19 protein-coding genes are annotated in these 18,314 nt (G+C 61.2%); 8 read left to right on the forward strand and 11 right to left on the reverse strand.

Annotated features, from left to right (window positions below; genetic code table 11):
• Positions 1 to 10: 10 nt before the first annotated feature.
• The 5 genes from R4P64_RS30695 to R4P64_RS30715 form a co-directional block, all read right to left on the reverse strand.
• Positions 11 to 700, reverse strand: coding sequence for a nitroreductase (locus tag R4P64_RS30695; protein WP_317823976.1), 690 nt, complete (start codon positions 698 to 700; stop codon positions 11 to 13).
• A 316-nt stretch (positions 701 to 1,016) separates the two neighbouring features.
• Positions 1,017 to 1,964, reverse strand: a complete 948-nt coding sequence (locus R4P64_RS30700; RefSeq protein WP_317823977.1) for a TauD/TfdA dioxygenase family protein — start codon at positions 1,962 to 1,964, stop codon at positions 1,017 to 1,019.
• Complete coding sequence (locus R4P64_RS30705; protein WP_317823978.1) at positions 1,961 to 2,593, reverse strand: TetR/AcrR family transcriptional regulator; 633 nt, start codon at positions 2,591 to 2,593, stop codon at positions 1,961 to 1,963. The genes R4P64_RS30700 and R4P64_RS30705 overlap by 4 nt, the downstream gene beginning before the upstream one ends.
• 239 nt (positions 2,594 to 2,832) lie before the next feature.
• A complete protein-coding gene (locus R4P64_RS30710) occupies positions 2,833 to 2,988 on the reverse strand; it encodes a hypothetical protein (protein WP_317823979.1) in 156 nt (51 codons plus the stop codon).
• 226 nt (positions 2,989 to 3,214) lie between these two features.
• Positions 3,215 to 3,841 (reverse strand): GNAT family N-acetyltransferase, encoded by a 627-nt coding sequence (locus R4P64_RS30715; protein ID WP_317823980.1) that lies wholly within the window; start codon positions 3,839 to 3,841, stop codon positions 3,215 to 3,217.
• A gap of 1,017 nt (positions 3,842 to 4,858) precedes the next feature.
• On the opposite strand from R4P64_RS30715, the gene R4P64_RS30720 reads away from it, so the two are divergent.
• From R4P64_RS30720 to R4P64_RS30730, 3 genes are all read left to right on the forward strand, one after another.
• Positions 4,859 to 5,104 carry an Hsp20/alpha crystallin family protein gene (locus R4P64_RS30720; protein ID WP_317823981.1) on the forward strand — a complete coding sequence of 82 codons (246 nt, stop codon included), beginning with the start codon at positions 4,859 to 4,861 and terminating at the stop codon, positions 5,102 to 5,104.
• 6 nt (positions 5,105 to 5,110) lie between these two features.
• Positions 5,111 to 5,263, forward strand: coding sequence for a hypothetical protein (locus tag R4P64_RS30725; RefSeq protein WP_317823982.1), 153 nt, complete (start codon positions 5,111 to 5,113; stop codon positions 5,261 to 5,263).
• 149 nt (positions 5,264 to 5,412) lie between these two features.
• The gene (locus R4P64_RS30730; RefSeq protein ID WP_317823984.1) at positions 5,413 to 6,120 is read left to right on the forward strand and encodes a GAF and ANTAR domain-containing protein; all 708 of its coding nucleotides are present in this window, start codon (positions 5,413 to 5,415) and stop codon (positions 6,118 to 6,120) included.
• Between the two features lie 129 nt (positions 6,121 to 6,249).
• On the opposite strand, the gene R4P64_RS30735 is transcribed toward R4P64_RS30730, so the two are convergent.
• Positions 6,250 to 6,411, reverse strand: coding sequence for a hypothetical protein (locus tag R4P64_RS30735; protein ID WP_317823986.1), 162 nt, complete (start codon positions 6,409 to 6,411; stop codon positions 6,250 to 6,252).
• Positions 6,412 to 6,469: 58 nt separating this feature from the next.
• Between R4P64_RS30735 and R4P64_RS30740 the strand changes: the two genes are divergently transcribed.
• Positions 6,470 to 7,051, forward strand: coding sequence for a heme-binding protein (locus tag R4P64_RS30740; protein WP_317823989.1), 582 nt, complete (start codon positions 6,470 to 6,472; stop codon positions 7,049 to 7,051).
• Positions 7,052 to 7,257: 206 nt separating this feature from the next.
• Here R4P64_RS30740 and R4P64_RS30745 read toward each other — a convergent pair whose 3' ends face one another.
• From R4P64_RS30745 to R4P64_RS30765, 5 genes are all read right to left on the reverse strand, one after another.
• Complete coding sequence (locus R4P64_RS30745) at positions 7,258 to 7,887, reverse strand: TetR/AcrR family transcriptional regulator (protein WP_317823990.1); 630 nt, start codon at positions 7,885 to 7,887, stop codon at positions 7,258 to 7,260.
• A gap of 50 nt (positions 7,888 to 7,937) precedes the next feature.
• The gene (locus tag R4P64_RS30750) at positions 7,938 to 9,968 is read right to left on the reverse strand and encodes a 3-hydroxyacyl-CoA dehydrogenase NAD-binding domain-containing protein (protein WP_317823992.1); all 2,031 of its coding nucleotides are present in this window, start codon (positions 9,966 to 9,968) and stop codon (positions 7,938 to 7,940) included.
• Between the two features lie 57 nt (positions 9,969 to 10,025).
• Positions 10,026 to 11,372, reverse strand: a complete 1,347-nt coding sequence (locus R4P64_RS30755; protein ID WP_317823993.1) for an MFS transporter — start codon at positions 11,370 to 11,372, stop codon at positions 10,026 to 10,028.
• A gap of 68 nt (positions 11,373 to 11,440) precedes the next feature.
• Positions 11,441 to 12,331, reverse strand: a complete 891-nt coding sequence (locus R4P64_RS30760) for a CoA ester lyase (protein WP_317824064.1) — start codon at positions 12,329 to 12,331, stop codon at positions 11,441 to 11,443.
• A gap of 336 nt (positions 12,332 to 12,667) precedes the next feature.
• A complete protein-coding gene (locus R4P64_RS30765; RefSeq protein ID WP_317823995.1) occupies positions 12,668 to 13,333 on the reverse strand; it encodes a TetR/AcrR family transcriptional regulator in 666 nt (221 codons plus the stop codon).
• A gap of 199 nt (positions 13,334 to 13,532) precedes the next feature.
• Here R4P64_RS30765 and R4P64_RS30770 point away from each other — a divergent pair, with 199 nt between their 5' ends.
• The 4 genes from R4P64_RS30770 to R4P64_RS30785 are packed head-to-tail and all read left to right on the forward strand — an operon-like array spanning position 13,533 to position 18,300.
• Entirely contained in the window at positions 13,533 to 13,985 is a 453-nt protein-coding gene (locus tag R4P64_RS30770; RefSeq protein ID WP_317823997.1) for a MaoC family dehydratase, read from the forward strand.
• Positions 13,986 to 14,014: 29 nt separating this feature from the next.
• Complete coding sequence (locus R4P64_RS30775) at positions 14,015 to 15,961, forward strand: AMP-binding protein (RefSeq protein WP_317823999.1); 1,947 nt, start codon at positions 14,015 to 14,017, stop codon at positions 15,959 to 15,961.
• Between the two features lie 9 nt (positions 15,962 to 15,970).
• Entirely contained in the window at positions 15,971 to 17,137 is a 1,167-nt protein-coding gene (locus R4P64_RS30780) for an acyl-CoA dehydrogenase family protein (RefSeq protein WP_317824001.1), read from the forward strand.
• A complete protein-coding gene (locus tag R4P64_RS30785) occupies positions 17,137 to 18,300 on the forward strand; it encodes a CaiB/BaiF CoA-transferase family protein (protein ID WP_317824002.1) in 1,164 nt (387 codons plus the stop codon). The genes R4P64_RS30780 and R4P64_RS30785 overlap by 1 nt, the downstream gene beginning before the upstream one ends.
• Positions 18,301 to 18,314: the final 14 nt, after the last annotated feature.

The raw sequence follows: 18,314 nt of genomic DNA on the forward strand, positions 1-18,314 counted from the left end.
GGCCGTCGACTCAGGACACCCAGTCGGCGACCGTTCCGATGTCCACCCGATCGGTGCGGAAGCCGTTGGCGGGGTGGGATTCGTCGGCATAGCCGAACGAGATCGAGCACACCACCTTTCGGTTAGAGGGAAGGTCGAAGAAATTGCGCAGGTAAGGCGCGCTCCCGGCGAGAGCAGCCTGCGGAACAGCGGCCACACCGAGGCTGTGCGCGGAGAGCAAGAACGTGTTGACGTACAACCCGCAGTCGATCGCGCCGTAAACGCCGAGTGCCTCGTCGGTGGTGATGACCGCGACGTGGGGCGCACCGAACAGATCGAAGTTCTTCATGGTCTGCTCAGACGAGGCCTTCCGGTCATCCGCCGCGATGCCCACGCTCGAATACAACTGCGTCGCGCACTCCTTACGGCGCGTGCCGTACACGTCGCGGTACTCGGCCGGGAAAGGGAAATCCGGTGCCTGCGGTGACGACCGAACATACTCGGCGAGTCCCTTCCGGAAGCGCTCGGTGCCTTGCCCTTCGGTAATCGAAACCTGCCAGGGCTGCGTGTTGCACCAGGAGGGAGTGCGCTGTGCCATCTCGAGGATCTGCTCGATCGTCTCACGCGTAACGGGGTCCGGTTGGAACGCGCGACAGCTGCTGCGCGTCTCGAGTATGGACCGCAGATCAGTGTGGACAGGCAAGGTGGGTACTTCGGTCACGAGGACACTCCTGTAAATGGCCGGAAGATGGGGAGTCCGGAGATGGGGCGGTAGTCATATCTTGGTTCTGGGCTGCAGTGGATCATCCGAATGAACAGCCGTGACCGCCGCGAGTCAAAAGTATTGTCCACAAGCGTATTACGGCAGATGTATGCCATGTGCGGGCCTGGATCGGGCGCTGTGTTCCTCAGCACGCGAAACTCGGATGGTCTCGAAGGCTGCGAAGTCCGAGAATGCAATGACAAGCCGAGGTGGCGACGATTCGCTCTCGGCTCGGCTCGTCGCGATGCTATGCGATGTCGCAGTTCCTGCCGGGTTACCGCGAGATGCCGGTGGGCTTGCTTCCTACGATCGAAATGCGTTCCATCACACGGCGCGCCGGGTAGTAGTCGCTCGACGCGTAGTGCTGGCACGTCCGGTTGTCCCAGAAAGCGATGGTATTCGGCTTCCACCGCAACCGAACCTGCAACTCAGGGCGCATCAGGTGACGGTACAGCAGGCGCAGGAGTTCGTTTGATTCTTGCTCTGATACACCCAGAATTCGTTGTGTGAATGCAACATTGACGAAAAGTACGCGCCGACCGGTTTCCGGGATCACTCGCACAACGGGGTGGTGCACCGGTGGGAAGCTCGGTCGGAGCTTGTCGATCGCTTCCTGTGGCATCCCGGACCCGAACGAGGTGATCCAGTCGTGTTCGGCTTCGAGGTGATCGATCCGGGCCTTGATGTCGCCGGGAAGCAAGTCGTATGCCGCGCCGGTGTCGGCCCAGAGTGTGTCGCCGCCGACAGTGGGGATCTCGATGGCACGTAAAACTGCTGCGAACGAGGGGAATTCGTGCCATGTGACGTCGTTGTGCCAGATGTTCTCGGCGCCGACGGCGGCTGCGTCCTTGGCGAGGGTGGCGACGTCGACGTCGCTTTGTCCTGGTTGGGTGTACTGGTAGAACGGGTGCTGTTCGAGGTCTCCCCATGCTTCGGCAAAGGCACGGTGGTCCGCGCGTTCGATGTCCTGGTCCCGGAAGAACAGGACCTTCCATTCGAGCAGTGCGCGGCGCAGTTCCGCCATGACCTCGTCCGACAGATTTCCGCCCAGTCGTATTCCGGAGATTTCGGCACCGATGGTCGGTGTCTGTGGTTCTAGTGAGAACAGTTCGTAGGGAGGAGTTTCCACATTCTCTGCGGTTCGCGGGGCGATGATCGGTCCGAAGTATGCGAGGGGATCGGTCGGTGTGGGTGCTGCAGTAGCGGGAAGTGCATATGTCATGAGGATGCTCCTGAGGATTTGGTTGTCATCGAGGTCGGTGCCTCGAGCATGGCCACGCAGGTATCGACGAGATCGCAGACGATCGCCGTACTCTCTGCGGGAGAGCGATCGCTTCCTTCGTGTGCCGCGAGCACTGTCATGTTGTGCATGACGATGCCATCGGTGCGCCAGATCGCGATCGGGTTCGGTGCCGGACAGAGTTCGATCAGCAACTGCCGGACGTGTTTGTAGCTTTCTGCTCTCAGGTGCTTCTCAATCATGTCGGCGAGAGCGGGGTTGAACAGGGCTTGGACGAGGAACCGCGCGTAGCGACTACCGGAGCGACCGAGAGTTTCGGCTGCCAACGGCCGGACAAGGGCCTCGACGGCTTGTCGGGTAGTCGGTGGCGTGCCCAGTCGCGTTATCTCGTCGAGCATTTCTTGTCGATGCGTATCAACGGGGGACATCCGAGCTTCGACAAGGGCCTCGATGAGACCCTCCCGGGAACCGAAATGGTATTTCGCTGCAGATTTGTTCGATTGGTTCGCTGTGAGTTGGACGTCCTTGAGAGTTAGTGCGTGTAAGCCACGTTCGGCGACGATGTGTTCGGCCGCTTCGATCATCGCCAGTCGAGACGTGGTCTGGGTCATACCCATACATTAAGGTCGCAACCTTAATGTGTCAAGACTGCCTGGCGGCTACGTCCTGGGGGAAGGAACCTTCAATTTTTCACGCTCTGTGATTCACACTGATTGTCCGAGAGGCGTTGATGTATAACGTTCAGTGCCGGAATGCCATTCGTGTTGGATCCTGGAGGGCTTCTCCGAAGTGGGTTGAACACAGAAAAGTATTACTCGAAGAGGTGGAAGCGGAACTCCAAAGCCACCCTTCAGTGATGCATGTCGTCGTTGTGGATGTGGCCCACCAGGTTCAGGAAACAGGTCACCGCGGTGGTCGAATACGCACCGGCGTAGATTGCGTCGATACCGAAGACCTGGCCGAGCAGTATCGGAAAATCTTGCCGGATACAAGGTTCCGCATACAATCGTTTTCATTCCGCACATCCGACGTTCCCCCGCAGGCGATCACAGTGCGATCCTCTCCCTCAGCATGAGCGCATGATATTTTTCGACTGCTCGGCGCATTCGGGTGCTCTGCACTCGAGAACCGGCTACGCCGATCCCGAAAGAAAGGGGGTCTACTTCAGGTTCAATTATCCCAATAATGTTTGGGAATAGGTGATTTGAGAATGGTGATAATTTCCGGACGCGTCACCGCCCGCCTTTGCGCAGAGCACGGGCTACCCGACTGTTTGTCGATGTGGGAATATCGATGTTGGCCGGCTCAGGTTGCGAAACCAATGTGAGGTCGAAATGTACGAGCGAGCCTTGGTGGTGGAGTGTGTTCGACCAGCCTTGTTCCTCGATGACTGCGAGCATCTGGTCGTTCTCGGCCAGGATTTCTGCGGTCAGGTTTGTCACGCCATGTTGGTATGCGGCGTTTCCCAGATGTCGGAGGAGCAGGGTGCCGATTCCGTGCTCTTGCTCGTTGTCGACGACTGCGAGCGCGATTTCGGCGCTGATGTGTCTGGTGGTGGTCTCTGTAATGACGTAATTGGCAACACCGACTAGCTGGGCACTCTCGAAGGCGCCGAGCGCAAGACACGCGTCGTTCTGTCGACAGATTGCCTCCGCTAGTTTCTCGAGGTGTTTCGGGCGAGGCCCGAAGAAGCGCAGATGAGCGTCGTGCCCTGACATGTGTTCGTGTAGCACTTGCACCGCATGCCGATCGCCGGCCGTCAGGTAGCGGACTGTCAGGCCGCGTGTAGCCGCAGCGGGCTGTCGCTGGCGCGGTGGCGGTCGTGGTGGCCTCGCCTGCGGGGGATGGGAGTCGTCCACAGCGTCTCTCTTTTCCTTTGCTCAAGGTACTGCCGAGGGACCTACGATATCCTTGTCCTCCATTGCAGTCGTGGTCCGTCGGCACGGTCCTGGGGAGTCCGGCTTGCTTCGGTGGTCCCGCTCGGTGAGGTCAGTGATTCGGGTGTTCGGTTCGGCTTGTCGGCCGTCGGGTCGTGAATCGGTTATTGGCAATACCTGGAGGAAGGACTGGTTTTATCCGATTCGAGTCGGCGGCAGTGCAGCGGTAGTTGGGCAAACAGAGCGCTCTGGGCTGGGGACGAGAGCATCATTCTTATCAGGGATGCCGCACCCACCCAGTTTTCAAACCGGTCCGCGGTCGGTCGGAGGTGCCGGAAAGTGAATTCGGTTCCGGTACACCTGTCTGGTGCAGTGCAGTCTGATGCAGGGTAGTCAAGGTGAATTTCAGTGAATTCTCCTGTGGGAGAGCGAAACCTATGAGAGTATTTCGATTCGCGTGCTGGAAGTCAACCGGAATGCTCAGGATGCAGTTGGGGTATACATCGCGATAGTGCCCGTGGGCCACCCATCTCTTCGAGGAGTTCGGCGCTCTCGATGATGTTTGCGCTGCTGGCCCATGACTGGTTTCAGATTTATCTGACGACCAACCTCCACAGTGAACGAAATGACCTGCGGTAACAGAAATTTTCACCTCTCGGGCAGTATTCAGCCGAATCGACAACGACTCACGGCGGTTGGAACTGCTGATCACGTGGGGTGATCGACGAACCGGCACGTAGTCGAATGAGCGCCTCACGTGATCAGAGGTCATCCAAGTGAGGACCGCCGACCCTACTGGCAACACTCGAAGGAGAGTGGACTCGGAAGGGTCAGGTGAATCCCCGAGATCTTTGGAGAAGACAACGATGAGCATTCTCCCGCCCCACACGGCACTCCTACGCCGCTGCCCGACTGGTCCGATTTGATGACCAGATTCGAAGCGATGCCCATCTGGACGTGCCCTCGAAGGCAACATGGTCCGCATCGAGCAGCACTTTTGTGACTATCAAGGCCGATCGCACCGAAAACAGCACGAAGGTACCCGGGTCGGAAAGCCGTTACGGAAGCTTCTACCAATCCGTGCCCCTGCCTGCCGGCGCGAAGGAAGCCGACATCGCTCGACACCTTCCCGAGCATGCCATCGGTGCGTTTGAAGCCATCTGCGCCCGAAAGCTCTACCTGGCCAATGAAAACCATCGAAACCGGAAGGCGGCCATTCGCCTACCGTTTGACTCGAGGAGATGAACCCAGATGTCATCGTCGACTCACACGTCGATTGACCCGCGCCCGGATATCGTTGCACTGCGAGGGCTCGATGATCGGGCCGCTGAACATCGCGCCTACCAGGTGGTCGACGGCCTGATACTGCTGGCCGGGCCGCCTCGGGCGGCTGAAACGCGATGAACGCCGGCCAGCGGACCCCTTCTGTCCGGAACATCCAATCCGTTCAGGCGACGATGGGAGCCCACGATGTCGAAAGTCGCAGTCGCGCAGCGGATCCTCGCACGCTGAGGGCCTTCTGCGTAGATGAGCAGACACTCAGGGATGAGTGGTTGCCGACTCCCGACGCGACTTCCCGAGCTTTGCAGCGTCTGTACGAAAGCCTGGATTGGGCAGCGGATCTCGATGCGGCTCTCACCCGACTATGCGAGTATGCCGTCGAACTCGTCGCCGACTCCGACATGGCGGGAGTGACCCTCGTCGATAGCGACGGCAATCCGTACACCGCCGCCTGCACTGCCCCGGTTGTCGAACGAATCGACACGCTCCAGTATCTGTCGGGTGCAGGGCCGTGTCTCGAAGCTGCGGAAGGACTCGACGTCGTGGTCGCCGCCCACACCGACGCAGTGTGCCGCTGGCCCGGGTTCTGTGCCGAAGCGCGCAGGTACGGGGTGAACAGCTTCCTGTCCGTGCCCCTTCCATCTCTACCGCCAGGAGTTCGCTCCGGCGCAGTCAACCTCTACAGTGCGCGGTGTGAGGGTTTCCGGCACTCGCAGGCCGCGGTGTTGACTCTTTTCGTGACAGCGGCGGGGTATGCGATCACGAGCGGGGAACGCTATCGTGACGCCCGCCACCGCGTGATCCAATCCGAACGGGCCCTCGACTCTCGCGCTGTCATCGATCAAGCGAAAGGTGTTCTGATGGCTGTGCATTCCATCGATGCGGACACTGCGTTCGCCAGCCTTGTCGAGACCTCGCAGCGAAGTAACACGAAGCTGTACATCGTCGCGGAGGAGCTCCTCGCGGGACTCGTGCGATGAGTGTCCGGCTTCGCCGCCGGGGCGCGCCGAATTCTTCCAGGCTTCCAGGATGATTCGGCGCGCCTTCTGGCGTTGTCCGCGCAAACAGGGGACAGTAAGGACAGTTCCTGTCTGTGCTGACGGGACTGATCACGTGCCGGGTGCCGGCTCCCATCCGCGCCCGGCACGGTCTGCGTCCAGGAGATCCTTCTTCGTGCCGCGGGGGTTGCCGACTTCGGCGGCGACGACGTTTTCGCCGGGTTGGGCCGATACGTCGGACTGTCCGTCGGCGAAGCTCCCGGTCCCTTTCACTGCCCCTTTTCAATGTCCAGAGCTGTTCCGGCCAGAGCTGTTCCGATAGGAGGACGAGATGCGGTTGGCATCGATGGTGACTGATGTGGCGAAGGGTTTCGGTTCGTTGGTAGGTGTTCGCGGCGGCACCGAGGAGCCTCGCTATGACGTCCAGGAGACGACTCACGGGCTCGAGATCCGCCGGTACGGTCCGCGTATCGCTGCGGAGACCACGGTGCCGGGGGGCGAGGAGAGCGCCCGTAGCGCAGGTTGTCGGCGTCTGGCCGGCTACATCTTCGGGGCCAACGTGAGTAAGTCGAAGATCGCGATGACCGCGCCGGTATCGCAGGCTCGCGGTCCGGGTGACTCGTGGATAGTCCGGTTCTACATGCCATCGCAGTCCACGATGAACACTCTGCCCACTCCCGAGGAGCAGAACGTGGAACTCGTGGAGGTTGCTGGCGAGACGGTGGCGGTGTTGCGCTTTTCCGGTGACCGCAGCCGGGGGACGGTCGATGCGCGATCTGCCGAACTGTTGCGTGTGTTGGAGAAAACCGCGTGGTTTCCGAACGGTGAGCCGGTTGCTTGGTTTTACGATCCGCCTTGGACTGTTCCGTTTCGTCGTCGTAATGAGGTGGTGGTCCCGGTGGTGGCGCGTTGATCTTGCGTGCGCCAGATGGCCTACCCCCGGCGAGTACACAGCCGGTGGCCGGACCATCTCTACGCAGCGGACAACTCAAAATAGCTGTGCCGATACACTTTTCAATTAATGTGACAGTGGCCTTTTGTCGGTGATTTCGACCCGCATTCCGTAGGCGTAGCGTGTGCAGCCACATATCGAGACGCTCTCTGTGCGGCCGTTTGCGCTTAGCGGCCGAGCCCTTGCCGGACGAGGGCTTGGGCGTTTCTGATCAGCGGCTTGAGTGTCTGTCGTTCGGGATCCCACCATTCGTTCGACCAACTCAAAGCACCGATGATCAGCCCCTGAGCGGCGTAGAGATTGAGGTCAGGGTGAAGCTGCCCGGCTTCGGCCGCCTCGGAGAGATGTCGCCGCCAGATAGCTCCGTATTCTCGGCGGAGTTCTTGTTGCTTGATGCGGATGTCGTCGGGCATTTGGTTCATATTTCGGGTGGAGGCTGCCGCGTAGTGCGACATGGTCAGCGCCACTTCCAGGTGGCCGGCTACCGCCGCGAGTATTCGATCCAGTGGTGTCGCGTTTGGTGGCAGCGCATCGATAACGGATGTCACGTGTTCGATGAACCGTTGGTGGCCGACGGTCATCACCGCGTCGACCAGGTCGTCGCGGGAGTGGAAATGGCGGTAGATCGCCGGTGTTTTGATTCCGGCGATCTCCGCTATGTCGGACAGTTTGGTTCCTGCGTACCCGTCTCGGCACATTATTTCCGCAGCCGCGTCGAGGATGAGTTGGCGGGTATTCCGGCCGCCGCGCGTGGTGGTTTCACCACGCGGTCCCTTCTTCGGAGCGTCGTTCGTCATCGCTCCACGGTAGTGGACCGGTTCATCGACGATGGCGGCGCGGTTGTGTCTCAATTTTGCTCTCGGACCTCGTTCAGGCAGTGGGCCACCGTCTCTGGCAGTACTCCCCGCGACGCGGGTTCTGCTATTGCGAATGTGACGGGGCATGAGGCATAGACAGCTGCGAGGGCGGCGACGATCGCGCTGTCCGGTCGCGAGGACATTTCTCGGACCGGGCCCCCGAGTTCCTTGGGGAATGCGAATCCCTCGGTCATCGCTACGTCGATGTCCGATGGGCGCTCGGCGATGCCGGAGTCGACAAGTCCCGCTGTGGCGCACAGCATGGACGCAAGCACCCGGTTCTGAATTTCCGAGGGCTCGATCGAATGTGACTCGATTCCCTTGAGTGCGCGTTCGGCCGTGATGACCGTGTCGACGTCGGGATCGGGTACCGCCCTGCGGGAGCCGTCCGGGTACAGGAACCACCCTGCTCCCGTCTTCTGCCCGAGTCGGCCCGCTTCGCAGAGTCGGTCGGCGATCGCCACGTACCGCTGATTCGGATCGCGCGTCGCCGCCAACCGTTTCCTCCGTGCCCATGCGATGTCCAAGCCTGACATGTCGGCAACCGCGAAGGGGCCGATGGGCATGCCGAGTGCACGCATCGCGCGGTCTACCTCTGTCGGCGAGGAACCTTCCTCCACCAGGAACTCGGCTTGAGTGCGGTAGTCGGCGTAGACGCGGTTGGCAACAAAACCGTCGCCGAGGCCGGCCGGAATGCCGACCTTGCCCAACCTGGTGATGAACTGGGACAGTGTGGCTGCGGTGGCGAGATTGGTTGTGGGCGTTGGTATCAGCTCGACAAGTGGGTTTCGATGCGGGGGATTGAAGAAGTGGAGACCCGCAAAACGTTCAGGATGTGTCAGCGCACGGGAAAGTTCGGTGAGATCGAGATACGAGGTGTTGCTGACGATCACGGCGGTGGGCGCGAGTACGGGTTCCAATTCCCGTAGCAAGCTGGTCTTGACTGCCATGTCCTCGAATACTGCGTCGATCACGAGATCGGCGTCCGTCAATCCTGCGATGTCGGTAGCTGGGACGACCCGGTCGACCTGCGCGGCGAGGCGTTGGGTCGCCGCAGGATCACGGTCGAAGACGACGACGGAGAAACCGTGATCAGCGAATGTGCGGGCCAGTGAGGCGCCCATGGTCCCGGCACCGGCGATCCCCACAGTTCGGACGGGCAGCGGATTGGCTTTCGATCGCAAGGCCTTGGCCGCTGCCCGACGGGCAAAAAACAGATAACGCAGGTTCTTTGCCTCGTCGGAGAAGCGGAGGCGATTGAATACGCGTCGTTCGTTCGTCAGGGCGTCATGAGGATTCCCGACCCCGGCCTGTTGAACGAGGTTGATCGCTTCGAGGACGTTGGGACGTGCCCGGCGACCGACCCTCGCAATTACTGCATCGATCTCTTCCTGGGCAGCCGGCGGCACCGCTCGGTCGATTACCCGGGACTTGATTCGAATTGACTTTGCCAGTGTCAGGGCGCGGTCGAGGAGTTCGCTGGCGGGGACGATCTCGTCGAGGATTCCGACACACAGCGCCTCGTCAGCGGTTATTCGCCGTGCCGACGCCACCAGATCGATGGCAGTAGGTATGCCGGTCACGCGGGGGGTGCGTACAGTTCCACCCGCGCCCGGCACCATGCCCAGTGTTACTTCGGGGAATCCGACCTGTACGGATGGATCGCCGATGCGGATATCGCAGCCGAGCGCGAATTCGAGTCCTCCACCGAGGACAAGTCCGTTCATTGCCGCGATCACAGGTATCTCGAGTTGTTCGATCGTCGCAATAACGGATGGCAGTTCGGGGGAGTGGAGTTCGCCGCCGAATTCCACTAGATCGGAGCCTGCGTAGAAATGCGGCAATGCGGATGCGATAACCACTGCCGTCACCGCCGAATTTGTGCTTGTGTCTTGCAGGGCGGCGGCGATATCGGAGCGCAACGCTGCGTTGCCCATATTGATCGGGGTGTTGTTCAGGTAGATGACTGCGATCGAGTCGCGTAGCTGGGTTGTGACAGTGGGCATGGTGGCGGTGGACATGAAGGCCTCTCTAGTCCGCATTCTCGATTCGGGTAATTCTGCCGTCCCGGTGGCGAGCTACTTCTGTGTGTTTTCCGCGGCAGCAGTCGCGACGAGCTCCGCGTTCGAATTCTCGGTGATGCCCTTGAATCCGAACCAAGCGACGATTGCGGCTATGACAGAGATGATCGATAGGTAGTAACCGGGTGCGAGTTCCACATCTGTGCCACCGAGCCAGGTGGCGACATAGGGTGCGGTGCCACCGAAGATAGCGATGGAAAGCTGGTAGGGCACTGCGCCGGCTGAGAATCGGATACGGGCAGGGAAGAGATCAACCATGGAGACCGCGACGATGGAGGTCACTCCGGCGGCAAAGAAGGCGATCCCCATCAGCGCGAGCAGTGACGCTGTGAACGTCTGCTGGTGGAGCAGGTAGAACGAGAGCGGAGCGATGATCGCAGTGCCCAGCGATGAAAACATCGCGACCGGGCGCCGGCCTATCTTGTCCACGCACAAACCGTAGATGGGGGAGACACTGGTGTAAAAGAGCAGAGATATAGCTAGTGCGGTGAGTGCCGCGGTATAAGAAAGCTCGGCGACCTTCATCATGTAGGACACCGTGAAACCGGTGAGCATGTAGAAGGAGACACCGTTGAGCATGTTCCACCCGAAAACTGTTGCCATCGACTTCTTCGCCACGCGGAAGCCCTCGGCCAGTGGTGCCGATACGACCTGACCGGAATCGCGAACTGCCTTGAACTCCGGAGTTTCTTCGATACGCATTCGCAGGAAGATGGCAATGATGCCGAGCGGGCCGGACAGTAGGAACGGTATGCGCCAACCCCACGAGGCGAGATCCGCCTCGGAGACCGACGATGTCACGACGAGGGAGACGATGGCAGCGGTGGCAGTTCCGATTCCGACTGCCGCGGGTGACAGCGAACCGTAACGGCCGCGCCATCCACGGGGGGCGTGCTCGACCACATAGATCGTGGAGCCGGCGTATTCGCCACCGGCGGACAGTCCTTGGAACAGGCGGAGCACAACGAGTAGAACGGTTGCCCAGACGCCGATGCTGGCGTGCGTTGGCAGCACTCCGAGAAGAACGGTCGAGAGGCTCATGAGGATAACGGCGCTGAGCAGGGCGGCCCGGCGACCGATGCGGTCACCGATCCATCCGAAGACGAAGGCGCCGAAGGGGCGGACGAAGAATCCCAATGCAAAGACCGCGAAGGTGGACAGTAGTGCAGCGGTCGGGTCGGCGGCAGGAAAGAACAATGCCGAGATGGTGACTGCGAAGAAACCGTAGAGGCCGAAGTCGTACCATTCGATGAAGTTGCCGATGGCTCCGGCATAAATGGCTCGTCGCCGCGCGGCAGATACGGTGACCTGGGTCGCTGGCGCTGAAACGTCAGAGGTGGACATGGCGATCCTTCTGGAGGCTCGGGGAGGAGGGCGGATCGGAAACGGCACATAGCACCGATCCGTGAAGGTCAAACTTGGGCAACGGCGGCCGCGAGGGCGATGACTCCTTCTGCGGTCTTGGCGTGAGCCAGGTCGATATGTTGGCCCTCGAAGTCCACGGCGCCATGGCCCTGCGCTTCGGCATCACGGAAGGCTTGCACCATGCGACGGTAGAATTCGACCTTCTCCGGGCTGGGGGTGAATACCTCATTGGCGAGTGCAACGTGGGACGGGTGGATCAGAGCTATGCCTCGGTAGCCGAGGCGTCGATTGTCTTCCGCGAAAGTCCGGAATCCGTCGAGATCCGCGATGTCCTGCCACACACCGCCCACGGGGTGGTGCAGGCCGTTCGCGCGGGAGGCGAGCACGATGCGACTGCGAAGGTACAGCGTTTCCAGGCCCTCGGGCGTAAATTCGAACCCGAGTTCACGTCCGACGTCGGCGTTGGGGCCGGTGGCACCGAGGAGTCCGGCGACGCGGGGCGCGGCAGCGGCCATCGACTCGCAGTTCGCCATCGACGACGCTGTTTCGAGGCTCAGGAGGAACCCGATTTCGCCTGCAGGAAGGTCGCGTGTCTCTTCGAGGTGGGATACGACCGCCTCGATCTGGACAATTTCGTTGGCGTCGAAGGTCTTCGGTAGCAGGAGTCCGGAAACGCCGGGTACGACGACGGCCTCGAGATCGGCGCCCATCAGTCCGGTGTCGCGGCTGTTCGGCCGAACCCACACATCGGCACGAATACCCTGATTGTGCAGACGCGCAATGGTATTGACGACAGTGCTGCGTGCGTCTTTCTTGTCTGCGGAAGGAACGGAGTCTTCGAGATCGAGGATGATGGCGTCGGCGCCGGATGCGATGGCCTTATCGGCCCAGGTTTCCTTGTGCCCGGGGACGAAGAGCATCGATCGATAGGGTCGCAGAGTGGTCATGGGGAGGCTCCTTTGTGGGGTGTTCTCTGATTCCGCGCAAGCGTTCACATCGGAAACTTCTGGGTAGAGGTTGCTCGGCTGCCGTAGTCGCGGAGTTCGTGCATGTGAGCGGTTTCGGGTGCAGTTGACTACGGGGTTTCGGTCGCTCCGAGGCTTGTCGGTCTGTAAATCTATCGTAGATTAACGTGACCTAGCTGACAATAGGCTTTCTTGGAGGGCCCGATGTGCTGCATATGCTAGCCCGAGATGTCGGACGGTCAGCAGATCGGATGCACGGTGAATGCCTCGAAAAGCGTGGGATTTCTGCTGTTCGCAGTGGTCTAGGTGCTACTTCGGCTCGATGAAAAGTGGCGATTTAATCGGCGCTGCACGATTTTCCAATCCGCGGCGCACAATGGTCTGAGCTGTCTCGATTACCGTCTCAGCGGTCAGGTTCTCGGGGCGCCACCACTCCACTGCCCAGTTCAGGGCGCCGAAGACGAGCATTCGGGAGAGGTAGGGATCTGCGTCGCTCCTGATGCGGCCGGCCTGGTGAGCTTCGTCGATGAGGTCGCGCCACAGTGCGGCGTACTCTTCTTCGTTGACTCGAATCGAGTCCCGCATATAGTCGGGTAGTTGTCGAGAATTGCGGACCGCAGCGATGATGTAATCGGACAATCCGAGTGCCACCTGCAGGTGAGCTGAGACCGCGACCGCGATCTTGTCCAGTGGGTCAGTTCTGGCGGGAAGTCCGGCCAGTTCGTGACGGACATGGTTGTTGACCTGCACGGTTCCTTCTCTGATGACTGTTTCGATGAGTTCTTCTCGGGATGTGAAATGGTAGTAGATCGCGGCAGCCTGAAGGCCGGCTTCCTTTGCTATCTCCGATAGTGGAGTGCGCGCGAATCCTCGTCGACCGAGCACGCGGGCGGTGGCGTCCATGATCCGCACGCGAGTGCGTGCGGCTTTGGTGTCGGGCGCTGTTGCGTCGGTGTCGTGCGTCGTATCGGTCATCGCTTGAAAATTAGCACATTCGACTCGTTGACGACCAAGTTAATCTGCGATAGATTAACTTTTGTTGAAGTGTTCAGAACGCTTCCTTCTCGACCCGGTCCCGCTCTTTGATGCGGGATCGAGGGTTTCCCCTATCCGAGGCACGGCTGTTGATGACGGTGGTGTCGTGAGAAACAGAATGAAAGGCAGGGGCGCAGACATGCCCGGTTTGTATTTCGAGGAGTTCGAATCCGGTCTCGTGATCGACCATCCGACTAGGCGAACAGTCTCCGAGTACGACAATGTGCTCTTCAGCTCACTGACCCTGAACCTTGCTCCCCTCCATCTGGATGCGGAGTACAGCAAGGGCACAGAGTTCGGTCAGCGGTTGGTGAACAGCCTGTACATCCTCGGACTGGTATGCGGCGTGCCGGTCCCGGAGACCACGCTGGGCACGACGGTGGCAAACCTCGGCTTCGAGGAGATCACCTTTCCCAAGCCGGTGTTCCACGGCGACACGATCCACGTCCGGACCGAAATCGTCGGCAAACGTGAGTCCAAGAGCCGCAAGGATGCCGGAATCGTCTTCTTCCGCCACCTCGGCCTCAATCAGCGTGACGAGATCGTCTGCGACGCACGCCGAAACGGCCTCATGCTCAAGCGCCCGAGCTGACCGATGCGATCAAACAGGAAGGACATGCGATGAAGGGGCAATGCGCTTTCGGAACTTCCTCCGCACCCGCCTGGATTCCCACCGAGAAAATCATTTCCCGGAACCGACTCCTCGAGGCGATGCATCACTGGGGATACGAGAACATCGAGGACCTGCACCGAGCGTCCATCGACAACCCGGAATGGTTCTGGCGAGCGGTCATCGAGGACCTGGACATCACGTTCGCGAAACCGTTTTCGGCGGTACGCGACGACTCCGCCGGCAAGCCGCTCCCGAAATGGTTCGTCGGAGGCGCGATCAATCTGGCCGAGTTGTGCTCGCACCGCCACGCCACCGGCGATCTCGCAGACCGGGACGCCATCGTGTACGAGGCAGACAACGGCACCCGACAGTCGCTGACCTTCGCCGAACTCGACCGTGAGGTACGCAGATTCGCGGCGAACCTACGCGACCTCGGCGTGCAGCGCGGCGACCGAATCGTGCTGTTCACACCTGTTGTCACCGAGACTGCAGTGGCATTTCTGGCCGCCGCCATGATTGGTGCAGTCGTGGTACCGGCGTTCTCCGGCTACGGCGCCGAAGCAGTGGCATCCCGTATCCGCAGCTCCGATGCAGTCTTGTTGATCACCGCGGATGCGACCACCCGACGCGGAAAAAGGGTTCCGCTCAAGGAAACCGCCGACGAGGCACTCACCGCAGCGTCCTCGATTCGCAAGGTCATCGTCGTGCGCAACCTCGCAGACAGTGCTCCGATGACCGTCGGCCGAGACGTCTACTGGGACGAGTTGCCGGCCGACCCCGAGCCGGTCGAGACGGTCGACACCGATCCGAACGACCCTGTCATCATTGCTTACACGTCCGGGACCACCGGCGCGCCGAAGGGCATCGTGCACTCGCATGGCGGATTGGCCGTCAAATGCGGAGTCGACGCAGCCTATGGTTTCGACGTCCACCGCGGTGACGTCGTCGCCTGGATTGCCGACATCGGGTGGATGCTCTACGGCGTCCTTCTCATCGGAGTGCTCCAGCAAGGCGCGACTTTGGTTCTCACAGAGGGTGTTCCGACGTACCCGGAGCCCTCGCGGCTATGGGACATCGTCGAGCGCAACGGCGTGACACTTCAAGGCATTGCGCCGACAGCGGCGCGGGCGGTCATGGCGGTGACGCACGGCGCCGCCATCGAGCAGGACCTGTCTTCGCTCATCGCCTTTGCCTCCACCGGCGAAGCCTGGGACGAGCCGACCTGGCGGTGGCTCTTCGACCACGTGGGCGAAGGTACGCGACCGATCGTCAACTACAGCGGCGGAACCGAAGTGCCCGGCGGAATCGTCGTCTGCTATCCGTTCCTCGCCGCCGACGCCGCGTCCTTCAACGGCCCGATGCTCGGCATGGACGCTGCAGTTCTCGACGCAGCCGGAACCCCGGTGTTCGACGAGATCGGTGAACTGGCCGTGATGAACACCTGGCCGGGTATGACACATTCGTTCTGGCGCGACAACGGCCGATACCTCGAAACCTACTGGGGCACATGGCCCGATGTCTGGATTCATGGCGATCTCGCCAGCGTCTCCCGGGAGGGGAGCTGGACGATCCACGGTCGGTCGGACGACACGATGAAGGTCTCCGGTCGACGGATCGGCCCGGCGGAGCTGGAAGCGGCACTGCTGAAAGACCCACGCATCGTCGAGGTCGCCGTCATCGGTGTACCGGATGAGCAGCGCGGCCAGAAAATCGCGGCCTTCGTCGTCGTGCGCGATGAAGACACCGACGAGGCCGAGTTGGTCGCGTCAGCGGTCCACAACGTCGGACGGTCCTTCGCGCCCACCATCCACGTCGTGTCGGCTCTGCCGAAAACCAAGAACGGCAAGATCATGCGCCGGGTAATTCGTGCGCGACACCTCGGCGAGCCGACCGGTGACCTCGCCGCACTCGACTCCCCGGACAGCCTCGCCGCCATTCCAGCTCTGCAGAAGTAGGAGTACACGATGACCATCACCGCAGAAGAAACCACAGTAGACGTTGTCCGGAAGGCGACGCGCGAGCTCGCACGAAGCTTCGATCTCGAGTACTGGCGACAGAAGGACAAGAAGGCCGAATACCCGCGCGAGTTCGTCAAAGCCTTCGCTGACGGCGGGTGGCTGGGCTTGGTCATTCCCGAGGAGTACGGCGGACTCGGACTTGGGATGACCGAGGCAGCGGTGATGCTCTACGAGATCTCCGCTTCCGGCGCCGCAAACAGTGGTGCATCGGCAATTCACTTCTCGATCTTCCCCCCGGCGCCGATCATCAACTTCGGTTCCGAGGAGATGAAGAAGCAGTGGCTGCCCAGGATCGCCAGCGGCGAACTCCTCATGTGCTTCGCTATCACCGAACCCAACGCAGGCGTCGACACGTCGCGGATCACCACCATGGCCAAGAAGGTCGAGGGAGGCTGGGTCGTCAACGGTCAGAAAGTGTGGATCAGCAACGCGCAGAACGCGGACAAGATCCTTCTACTCGCCCGTACGTCGCCGCGTGACGACGACAACCCGCTCGACGGAATGACCATCTTCTTCACCGATATGAACCGCGACCACATCACTGCTCGCGAAATCGAGAAGTGTGGTCGGGCGGCGCTCGATTCGAACGAGCTGTTTATCGACAATCTGCCGGTCCGTGACGACGAAGTCGTCGGTGAGGTCGGAAAGGGATTCAGCTACCTGATCGACGGACTCAACCCCGAGCGCATCGTCGTTGCCATGGAACAGATCGGAATCGGCCGCGCTGCAATGGATATCGCGGTTCAATACGCAAAGGATCGTGTCGTATTCGATCGTCCCATCGGAAAGAACCAGGCCGTCGCGCACCCGTTGGCGGACTCCTGGATCCGTCTCGAGGCAGCTGAGCGGATGGCCATGCATGCGGCGGACCTCTTCGACACCCAACAGAAGTGCGGCAAGGAAGCAGCGGCCGCGAAGTTCCTCGGTGCCGAGGCCGGGTTCGAGGCCTGCAATCGGGCCATGTCTACCCTGGGCGGCTACGCGTACTCGAAGGAGTACCACGTCGAGCGGCTCTGGCGTGAATGCCGCCTTCAGTTGAACGCACCGTTCTCGCAGGAGATGGTGCTCAACTTCGTCTCGCACAACGTTCTCAAGATGCCGAGGTCATACTGATGTCCGCGCGCGGCGGTGCCGGAGTGGGTGCTCTGGCCGGAACCAAGGTCGTTGTACTCGAGGGGCTCGGGCCCACCCCGTTCATCTCGATGTTGCTCTCCGACATGGGAGCCGAGGTCGTTCGCGTCGCGCGCCCGCGGCACCGTTCCGCGCGCGAGATCGGACAGACCAAGGGACTCACCCCGGACCGGGACGTAGTCAATCGCGGGACCACCTCGGTGGAGGTCGACCTCAAGAGCCCCTCGGGTATCGAGTCGGTGCTGCAGCTGATCGAGTCGGCCGACATCTTCATCGAGGGTTTCCGCCCCGGCGTTGTCGAGCGACTCGGGCTCGGCCCCGAGGTTCTCCTCGAACGCAATCGCGCGATCGTATTTGCTCGGATCACCGGCTACGGTCAATCCGGCCGGCTGGCGAGGTCCGTCGGACACGACATCAACTACGTCGCCCAGTCGGGAGTGCTACACACCCTCGGACATCCCGGCGAACGCCCCCGCCCAGCGGTGAACTACCTCGGTGACTACGCCGGCGGCGGGGCTCTGGGAGCTTTCGGGATCGTCTGCGCACTTCTCGAAGCAGCGAGGTCCGGCAGCGGGCAGGTCGTGGACGTGTCGATGGTCGACGGCGCCGCGCTTCTCACCGCGCGAATGCAAGGATTACGTGCCGCCGGACTGTTCTCCGACGAGCCCGGAACCAACCACGTCGACAACGGGGCACCGTTCTACGACACCTACCGCTGCGCCGACGGACGTTTCGTCGCAGTGGGCGCTCTCGAAGAAGACTTCTACCGGCCCTTCCTTGCAGGTTTGGGATCCGACACCACCGCGTGGCCTGACCGGAACGACGAAGCGAACTGGCCGCAACTGCGGACGCTGATCGAAGAACGGATCGGGACCAAACCGATGGCCGAGTGGGCCGAGATCTTCGACGGTACCGACGCCTGTGTCAGCCCCGTACTGAATTTCCCTGAGGCAGCGCGTGATCCGCACAACACCGAACGTGCGGTGTTCGTCGACGTCGACGGCGTCCTGCAGCCGGCGCCGTCCCCTCGGCTGGGCCGCACTCCCTCGCGCGTACCCGGCCAGTCCGCTCGGGAGGGCGCGGACATCGGCGACGTCATCGCCGACTGGTCACGAGATACCGCCCCCGTCGACTCGATCCACTGACAACGATCACAAAG

This window comes from Rhodococcus sp. IEGM 1366, from assembly GCF_033142425.1.
Taxonomy (GTDB): Bacteria; Actinomycetota; Actinomycetes; order Mycobacteriales; family Mycobacteriaceae; genus Rhodococcus_F; species Rhodococcus_F globerula.